This is a genomic window from Tsukamurella soli (assembly GCF_039541155.1).
GTDB classification, from domain to species: Bacteria; Actinomycetota; Actinomycetes; order Mycobacteriales; family Mycobacteriaceae; genus Tsukamurella; species Tsukamurella soli.
The window spans coordinates 24,740-32,608 of record NZ_BAABFR010000057.1; the positions used below are offsets into that span (position 1 = coordinate 24,740).

General features: G+C 70.7%; 8 protein-coding genes. 4 read left to right on the forward strand and 4 right to left on the reverse strand.

Annotated elements, in window-relative coordinates; translation table 11 throughout:
• Window positions 1–285: 285 nt before the first annotated feature.
• Together ABD908_RS16890 and ABD908_RS16895 are read right to left on the reverse strand one after the other, a co-directional pair.
• Window positions 286–1,095, reverse strand: a complete 810-nt coding sequence (locus ABD908_RS16890; RefSeq protein WP_344998020.1) for an alpha/beta fold hydrolase — start codon at window positions 1,093–1,095, stop codon at window positions 286–288.
• Between the two features lie 75 nt (window positions 1,096–1,170).
• Window positions 1,171–2,106 (reverse strand): SDR family NAD(P)-dependent oxidoreductase, encoded by a 936-nt coding sequence (locus tag ABD908_RS16895; protein ID WP_344998022.1) that lies wholly within the window; start codon window positions 2,104–2,106, stop codon window positions 1,171–1,173.
• A gap of 149 nt (window positions 2,107–2,255) precedes the next feature.
• On the opposite strand from ABD908_RS16895, the gene ABD908_RS16900 reads away from it, so the two are divergent.
• From ABD908_RS16900 to ABD908_RS16910, 3 genes are all read left to right on the forward strand, one after another.
• Window positions 2,256–3,098, forward strand: coding sequence for a helix-turn-helix transcriptional regulator (locus ABD908_RS16900; RefSeq protein WP_344998024.1), 843 nt, complete (start codon window positions 2,256–2,258; stop codon window positions 3,096–3,098).
• 58 nt (window positions 3,099–3,156) lie between these two features.
• A complete protein-coding gene (locus ABD908_RS16905; protein ID WP_344998026.1) occupies window positions 3,157–4,482 on the forward strand; it encodes an MFS transporter in 1,326 nt (441 codons plus the stop codon).
• Window positions 4,483–4,584: 102 nt separating this feature from the next.
• The gene (locus ABD908_RS16910) at window positions 4,585–5,451 is read left to right on the forward strand and encodes a class I SAM-dependent methyltransferase (RefSeq protein ID WP_344998028.1); all 867 of its coding nucleotides are present in this window, start codon (window positions 4,585–4,587) and stop codon (window positions 5,449–5,451) included.
• Window positions 5,452–5,471: 20 nt separating this feature from the next.
• Here ABD908_RS16910 and ABD908_RS16915 read toward each other — a convergent pair whose 3' ends face one another.
• Window positions 5,472–5,864: an SRPBCC family protein gene (locus ABD908_RS16915; protein ID WP_344998030.1), complete on the reverse strand. Its 393-nt coding sequence runs from the start codon at window positions 5,862–5,864 to the stop codon at window positions 5,472–5,474.
• 318 nt (window positions 5,865–6,182) lie between these two features.
• Here ABD908_RS16915 and alc point away from each other — a divergent pair, with 318 nt between their 5' ends.
• Window positions 6,183–7,250, forward strand: a complete 1,068-nt coding sequence (gene alc / locus ABD908_RS16920; protein WP_344998032.1) for an allantoicase — start codon at window positions 6,183–6,185, stop codon at window positions 7,248–7,250.
• 111 nt (window positions 7,251–7,361) lie between these two features.
• Here alc and ABD908_RS16925 read toward each other — a convergent pair.
• Window positions 7,362–7,869 (reverse strand): NADP-dependent isocitrate dehydrogenase (locus tag ABD908_RS16925; RefSeq protein ID WP_344998034.1); only part of this gene is annotated, 508 nt, incomplete at its 5' end.

Below are 7,869 nucleotides of genomic sequence, written 5' to 3' on the forward strand. Positions count from 1 at the left end.
GCGCGCAGAGCGCCCGCTCGTACGAGTCGACGTCGATCGTGAACCACCCCGCGATCAGGTCGCTGGTCTCGGGGTGCGGCGCGTCTGTGGTGACCGGTGCAGCGTCCGGGCCCGTACCGCACCCGGGTCCGCGTGGGCGCGAGCCCCTGCGCATCGACGAATTCACCACTGTTCTGGAGCATTTCGCACACATGTCGCTGGAACGCGATGTGCGCCTCGATGTCCTCGGGTGCCCACTGATCCATCGGCGGGAACGGGTGGGCCCACCGCGGTAGTGCTCGCCGCTCAGGCGACCTCGTCGACGCTCGCGCGCAACCCGTGCGACGAGCCGCGGAGCAGCACGTCGACGACACCGTCGACGTCGTCGCACATCGGCACGTGGCCGCTGCCGTCGAGCCACACGTGCTCGGCGTTCGGCAGCTGCCGGCGGGCGCGTTCCGCCTGATACGGCAGCAACACGCGGTCACTCGTGCCCCAGGCGATGGTCACCGGGACGTCGGGCGCGATCTCGCCGTCGAACGGGTAGGCCTGCGCGATGATCCCGCGCAGGGCGTGGCGCGCCGCCACCATGCCCTCGAGGTCCCCCGCGACATCGTCGGCGCTCAACCGATCGCCGTGGGACATCAGCGACAGGAGCATCAGCCGCCGGATGTGGCTGGACTGCAGGAGCCGCGATGCGACCGGTCGAGTGAGGCGCGCGGCCCCGACCAGCGCCGCGAAATGCGCGCGGACGAGCAGGAAGTCGACGTCGCCCTTCCAGAACCCGGCGGGCGACAGACACGTTGCGCTGCTGACCAGGCCGTCGGCGGCGGCCTCGAGCGCGACCCGGCCACCGAGCGAGTTGCCGGCGATATGCGGCCGATGGAGATCGAGTTCGTCGAGGAGTTCGAGGAGCTCCGCCTGAAGTACGTCCTTGAGCGGCCGGCCGTCCAACACCAGCTCGGGCGACTCCCCGTGGCCGGGAAGATCGAGCAGGATCACCTCGCGCTGCTCCGCGAGGCGCTCCACGACCGGCTTCCATGCCTGCCGGCGGTGGCCGATCCCGTGGACCAGGACCAGAGGCTCGCCGTTTCCGAACCGTTCGTACGCCAGCATCACTACCACCTCACCCGGGCGCCGGTGCCCGTAGTTAACTGGACACACTGTACCGGATACCGGACGGCAGGCGGACTACCCGGCCGAGCGCAGCAGCTCGTCCGTCGCCTCCCACAGCCGCGCCTCGCGCTCCGGGTCACTCGCGAACGGCTGTACCTCGCGCTCCCGGTCCTTCACGACGAACGCGCCGGCCCGCAGGTGGGCCCAACGCTCGTCGAGGGCCACCGACGCGAGCATCGGACCCGACCGGGCCGGCGACGAGACGCGCGGGATGCGCTCGACGAGCCGCCCCACGCGCTGCGCCGCCGCTCCGTGGTCGCGAGCGAGGCCGGTGCCCGGCATGAAGCCCGGCTCGAACACCACCACGCTCACGCCCGACGGTGCCCGGCGCTGCAGCTCGTGCGCGTAGTACAACAGTGCCAGTTTCGAGTCCGAGTACGCGGTGCCCGCCAGTTCGATCGTCGCCGGGACGTCCGACGGTGTCGGCGCGGCCAGGTCGATCGGGTCGCGCCACCGCGCGGGCGCCACGTGCAGGATCCTGCGGAAGACGTTCTGGTGGTATGTGTTCGACCCCAGCAGCACCACGCGGGCGGGCGTGTGCAGGTCCGCGAGCAGACCGCCGATCAGCTGGGCGTGGGCGAGGTAGTTGACGGCGAACGTCAGCTCGAAGCCGTCAGCCGAGGTCTTGTGGGTGTCGGCCACGCCCACTCCCGCGTTGGCGATCACCGCACGCAGCGGGCGCGTCGCGCCGGATGCGAGCAGCTCCCGCACCTGCTGTGTCGCCCGCCGGACCTGGGCCAGGTCAGCGAGATCGCACCCGACCTCGTGCACCGTCGCGCCTGCAGCCCGGGCGTCCGCCGCCACCGCGTCGAGCCCCCGCCCGGGCCGGCCCACCAGGATCAGGTCGGGACGCTCGCCCGCCGAGCGGCGTGCCATCGCCAGTGCCGTCGCCCTCCCCAGCCCGCCGGTGGGCCCGGTGATCAGTACGGTGCCGGATGCGATCGAATCCATCGGTTCTCCTCTGTCGTTCCTCGTTCATGCGGTTCCTCGTCGTTCTCGGCTTCGAGTCTCGGCCGATCCGTGGATCGCAGGCAGTCGTGCGTCTGTCGTAGGACTGGCAGGGCCAGGACAGCACAGGGGTCGCGGGCGATAGTGGAGTCATGGATTCGGAGTTCGGTCAGATCGTCCGCCGCTGGCGCGACCGCGTCTCCCCCGCGGCGGTCGGCGTCCCCGTCAGCGGTCGTCGGCGGGCGACGGGGCTGCGCCGCGAGGAGTTGGCCGCGCTGGCCGGCATCTCGGTCGACTACCTCACCCGGCTCGAACAGGGACGGGCCACGTCACCGTCGACGCAGGTCGTGGAGGCGCTCGCGCGGGCGTTGCGGGTGTCCGATCCGGAGCGCGACCTGCTGTTCCGGCTCGCCGGGCATCAGCCGCCGGGGGCCGAGGTGGTGTCGATGCGGATCACGCCGAGCGTGCAGCGCCTGCTGGACAGGCTGGCCCACACCCCGGTCGCCGTATTCGATGCCACCTGGACGCTGATCGTGGCCAATCCCCCGTATGACGCGCTGATGGGTCCGACCACCGGCTGGCGGGGACTCGAGCGGAACAGCGTGTGGCGCAACGTCGCCGGGCCGGGCACCCGGGCCGTCCACACCCCGGCCGAGCTGACGGAGTTCCGCACGGGGCTGGTCGCCGACCTGCGCCTGACCGCCGCCCGATACCCGGCGGACCAGCGCGTGCAGGAACTCGTTCGCGACCTCGCTGCGGCCAGCCCGCGGTTCGCCGAGCTGTGGGATGCCGGCGCACAGGTGTCGCACCAGGATCCCGGGCGGCAGAAGATCATCGACCACCCGGAAGTCGGTCGCATCACCCTGGACTGCGACACGCTGATCGTGGCCGCCGACGACGTGCGGATCATGATCTACACCGCACAACCGGGCACCGACGATGCGGAGCGGCTGTCGCTGGCGATCGTCCTCGGCACGCAGGCGTTGACCGACTGACGTCCGCGCCGCTCGCCTATCATGGGCGTCCAGAGGATCGAGACGGGGAGTCTGACCTATGGGACTGTTCGGAATCCGGGACTATCGCCACCTGTTCGGTGCGCAGCTGGTATCGCTGGGCGGAACCGGGCTGGCGACGGTCGCTCTCGGCCTCCTGGCCTATCAGCTCGCGGGGCCGAGCGCGGGGGCGGTGCTGGGTACGGCCCTGGCGATCAAGATGGTCACGTACGTGGTGATCGCCCCCATCGCCGGCGCCTACGCCGATCGGTTCGAGCGGCGCCGCATGCTGGTGACGCTCGACGTGACTCGCGCGGCGGTCGTTCTGGCCATGCCGTTCGCCGACCGGGTCTGGCACGTGTACGTGCTGGTCGCGCTGCTCCAGTCGGCGTCGGCAGCATTCACGCCCACATTCCAGGCCGTGCTGCCCGACCTGCTCCCGGACGAGGTCGACTACACCCGGGCCCTGTCGTACTCGCAGCTCGCGTCGACCATGGAGACGCTGCTCAGTCCGTTGCTCGCCGCGGTGCTGGTCACGGTCACCAGCTTCCACTGGCTGTTCGTGGGCACCGCCATCGGGTTCCTGGCGTCGGCGAGTCTGGTCGTCTCGAGCCGGATACCGGACGCCACCCCGTCGCCGCGCTACCGGGCACTCGACAGGATCCTGTCTGGAACGAGGATCTTCGTGGCGACCCCGCGGCTGCGCGGCCTGATGGGGCTCAACCTCGCGGTCGCCGCCGTGGGCGCCGTCGTCATGGTCAACACCGTCAACCTGGTGCAGCAGCGACTCGGGCGCCCGGCGGCCGACGTGGCCTGGCTGCTCACGGCCAACGGCGCCGGGGTGCTCGTCGTGGCGCTCGCGGTGCCGCGGCTGCTGCGCCGGGTCACCGACCGCACTCTGATGGTCTCCGGCGCAGCGCTGCTCGTCGCGGCGATCGCCGGCGCCATCGCCTGTTCGGCGGTCGCGGGCGGGCTGAGCTGGCCGGTTCTGCTCGTGCTGTGGACGCTCATCGGGGCCGGCACCGGGGCCGCGCTCACGCCGAGCGGGCAGGTGCTGCGGCGCTCCAGCGACGGTGCCGATCGCCCCGCACTGTTCGCGGCGCAGTTCTCCCTCTCGCACGCCTGCTGGCTGCTCTCCTACCCGATCGCGGGATGGGTGGCGACCGCCTACGGTTTCACCCCGACCTGGGTGGTGCTCGGGATCCTCGCGGCCGCCGGCATCGTCGTCGCCGTCCGGTGCTGGCCATCGCACGAGGCCGCGCAGCTCGAGCACACCCATCCCGCCGGTGTGGAGCACACACACGTGGCGGGCGCCGTCACCGTCGGCGGCGGGTACCGCCACTCGCACCCCTTCGTGATCGACCGCCTGCACCCGCACTGGCCGTAGCGTTCTGCTCGGAGCGCAGCTGCCGAGAGCGGTGCCGCTGTGTATCGCCGCGAGGTCACTACCCTTGGCCGGGACGAACTACCGGGTAGGAAGGAGAAGGACGTGGAAGCAGAGGCGAGCCGTACGGCCGTGCTGGTCTGTCAGGCGCGCGCCGTCGCCGACGGTCGGCTCGCCGTCGGGAGGTTCAGCGACCCGTTCGCAATCCGGCTGCTGCAGGGCGACGAGCGCGCGCCGGTCGAGCGCACCCGGGCGAGTGTGCGCGGCCCGCTGTGGACGGACCGGGTACAGGACGGCATGGTCGCCGGCACCGCGACTGTGCTCGCCACCCGCACCGTCGCCATCGACGACGCGGTCGCGGAGGCCGGGAACCCGCAACTGGTGCTGCTCGGCGCGGGACTCGACGCGCGCGCGTACCGGCTGGGGCACCTCGCACACGCCACTGTCTTCGAGGTGGACCACCCGCTCACGCAACAGGCCAAACGCGCACGGACGGAGGGGCTCACACCTGTCGCCGGCGCACTGACGTACGTCCCCGTCGACTTCCGTCACGATTCCCTCGCGGCCGCGCTGGCCGAGGCGGGGCACGACCCGGACCTGCCGACCACCTGGATCTGGGAGGGCGTACTCCCCTACCTGGCGGCGGACGCCGTCGCGTCGACGTTGTCCGTCGTCGAGGCACGCTCGGCTCCCGACAGCCGGCTGGTGGCGACCTACTCCACGTCGAACGCCATGGCCTCGATCGCATCGTGTGTGTTCCGGGCCGCCGCCCGGCTGTTCGGAGCGCGCGATCCCCTCGAGAACGAGCCCCACGTCTCGGCGTGGAGCGTACGCGAGATGCGGACACTGCTGGAGAGCAACGGCTTTCACATCGAGGATGATCGGGACATGGCGAAAGATGCCGAGCGACTGGCGATTCCGACGCGGCGGATCGCCAAGCACATGGGCAGAGTCGTCGTTGCACGCCGGTGACAACCCCGACGCACCGTTCGTCAGGTGGACTCGAGCAGGCCGGTGAGGCGAGCGAGATCCGCAGCGACCATCGCCGCGTCCCGGTCGAACTCGTCGTCGGTGAGTCCGAGCTGGCGCAGCGTGAACACCACCTCGGCGCCGTCGGGATGCCGGATGACGCGCATCGGGTTGTGTACGACGGTGCCGTCGGGCAGCGTGACGTCGTGGTCGAGCACGCCCAGCATATTGTCGGCGGCGAACGTGAAAGCCACTCTTCCCATGGGTGAGTCGGCGTACAGCGTGTCGCCGTCCCAGGTCACGGTGCTGCTGGCGAGGCCCGCCGCCCAGCGGGGCAGGTTGCCTGGATCCGAGGCGAACGCGTACACCACCTCGGGGCCTCGGCGGATGACGATGCTGACGTGTCGGCTGCGCATGACCTCATCGTGCCTATCCCACCGTCCGAGCGTGGACGTTTCCCGACGGTGCCGCATTGCGGTGGTCACCGGCGCCGGATCCGCGCCACCGGCTATCGCGGGCCAAGCAGGCCCGGATGTCGCCGCCGTGATGGTCCCGCTTCGCCGGACGGACAGCAGGCGCCGGCGGCGTGTTCGACAACGCGCGGTAGGCGGTCCGCGGAAGGACGCCACTCCGACCCAGACCGCGCTGCTGGACCGGGCTCCGACCCGCTGGGCCGAATCGGCCGATCCGTCGCCGAAAAGTACTCTGGTCCCATCCATATCGAGGAGAATCCCATGAGCTCCCACGCTTTCACCGACCTACCCGACCTCGCCGCACGCATCCTCGGCGGCAGCGTCACCTACGCCAACGACGAGTTGTTCGCCGAACGCGAGAACCTCATCAAGCCGACGCCACCCCACTTCGACCCGTCCGACTTCGGGCACAAGGGCAAGGTCTACGACGGCTGGGAGACGCGCCGCAGGCGGGACGAGGGCAACGACCAGGCGGTCGTGCGCCTCGGCGCGGCGGGCGTGATCCACGGTGTCGTCGTCGACACCACGCATTTCACCGGCAACTACCCGCCGTACGTCTCGGTCGAGGCCACGTCGGTGGAGGGCTACCCGGCCACCGAGGATCTGCTGAAGGCAGACTGGAAGACGATCGTGCCGAAGTCGCCGGCTCAGGGTGACACCGCCAACGCGTTCCCGGTGTCCGACGGTCACCGCTACACCCACGTCCGCCTGTCGATCTACCCGGACGGTGGCGTGGCGCGACTCCGCGTACACGGCGAGGTGGTGCCCGACCCGCGATTCCTCGACGGCACAGTCGATCTGCTGGCCGCCGAGAACGGCGGCCGGCTGGTGGGATGCTCCGACGCGTTCTACGCCTCCCCCGCGAACATCATCCAGCCCGGCCGGGCCCGCCACATGGGCGAGGGCTGGGAGAACTCCCGGCGCCGCAGCGGCGGCAACGACTACGCCGTCTTCGCCCTCGCCGCTGCGGGTGTGCCCCGGCATGTGGAGATCGACACCGGCTACTACGTGGGCAACGCACCCGGCTGGGTGCAACTGTCCACCGTCGATGCCCGCACGGCAGACCTTGACGATGCCGATGCATGGTCGGATCTGTTGCCGCGCATCGCTGTTCAGCCCGACACTCGGCACCGATTCGTGTTGCCGACGGCGTCCGCGGCCACCCATCTGCGACTGGACGTGTACCCCGACGGCGGCCTGTCTCGACTGCGCCTGTTCGGTGAGTTGGACCGCTCGTCGCTGGCCGCCGCGCGTCGCCGATGGTGGGACGCCCTGCCCGCCGCTCATCGAGACCTCGTAGCCGCGGAGGACCCGCGCCGCGATGAGTGAATCGGTGCGCGGGCGCCGCTACACAACCGATGTCGGCGGAGAACCGGCGGGAGCTGCCGGGGCGGTCCCGTGCCCCGCACCATCTGGTGCGGGGCACGGGAACCCGCCGGATCAGCTGTGCGCGGCCGCCAGATCGGCGTTGAAGGTAGCGCTCGGCCGCATCACGTCGGCGACCTTCTCGGTGTCGGCGAGGTAGTAGCCGCCGATCTCGACCGGGTGGCCCTGTACCGCGGCCAACTCGGCCACGATGGTGTCCTCGTCCGCGGCGAGGGACTTCGCGAGCGGCGCGAACTTCTCGGCGAGCTCGGGGTCCTCGGTCTGCGCGGCCAGCTCCTGTGCCCAGTACAGGGCGAGGTAGAACTGGCTGCCCCGGTTGTCCAGCTCACCGGCCTCGCGCGACGGTGCCTTGTTGTTGTCGAGCAGCTTGCCGGTGGCGGCGTCGAGTGTCTTGGCCAGCGTGACGGCATGCTTGTTGCCGTTCTTCAGGCCCACGTCCTCGAGGCTCACCGCCAGCGCCAGGAACTCACCCAACGAGTCCCACCGCAGGTGGTTCTCCTCCAACAGCTGCTTGACATGCTTCGGCGCCGAACCGCCCGCACCCGTCTCATACATACCGCCA

Excerpts from the sequence above, each read along its gene's own strand:
- ABD908_RS16915 (WP_344998030.1), bottom strand. The coding sequence starts at position 5,864 with ATGCGCAGCCGACACGTCAGCATCGTCATCCGCCGAGGCCCCGAGGTG.
- ABD908_RS16890 (WP_344998020.1), bottom strand. The coding sequence starts at position 1,095 with ATGCTGGCGTACGAACGGTTCGGAAACGGCGAGCCTCTGGTCCTGGTC.
- ABD908_RS16900 (WP_344998024.1), top strand. The coding sequence starts at position 2,256 with ATGGATTCGGAGTTCGGTCAGATCGTCCGCCGCTGGCGCGACCGCGTC.
- alc (WP_344998032.1), top strand. The coding sequence starts at position 6,183 with ATGAGCTCCCACGCTTTCACCGACCTACCCGACCTCGCCGCACGCATC.
- ABD908_RS16895 (WP_344998022.1), bottom strand. The coding sequence starts at position 2,106 with ATGGATTCGATCGCATCCGGCACCGTACTGATCACCGGGCCCACCGGC.
- ABD908_RS16905 (WP_344998026.1), top strand. The coding sequence starts at position 3,157 with ATGGGACTGTTCGGAATCCGGGACTATCGCCACCTGTTCGGTGCGCAG.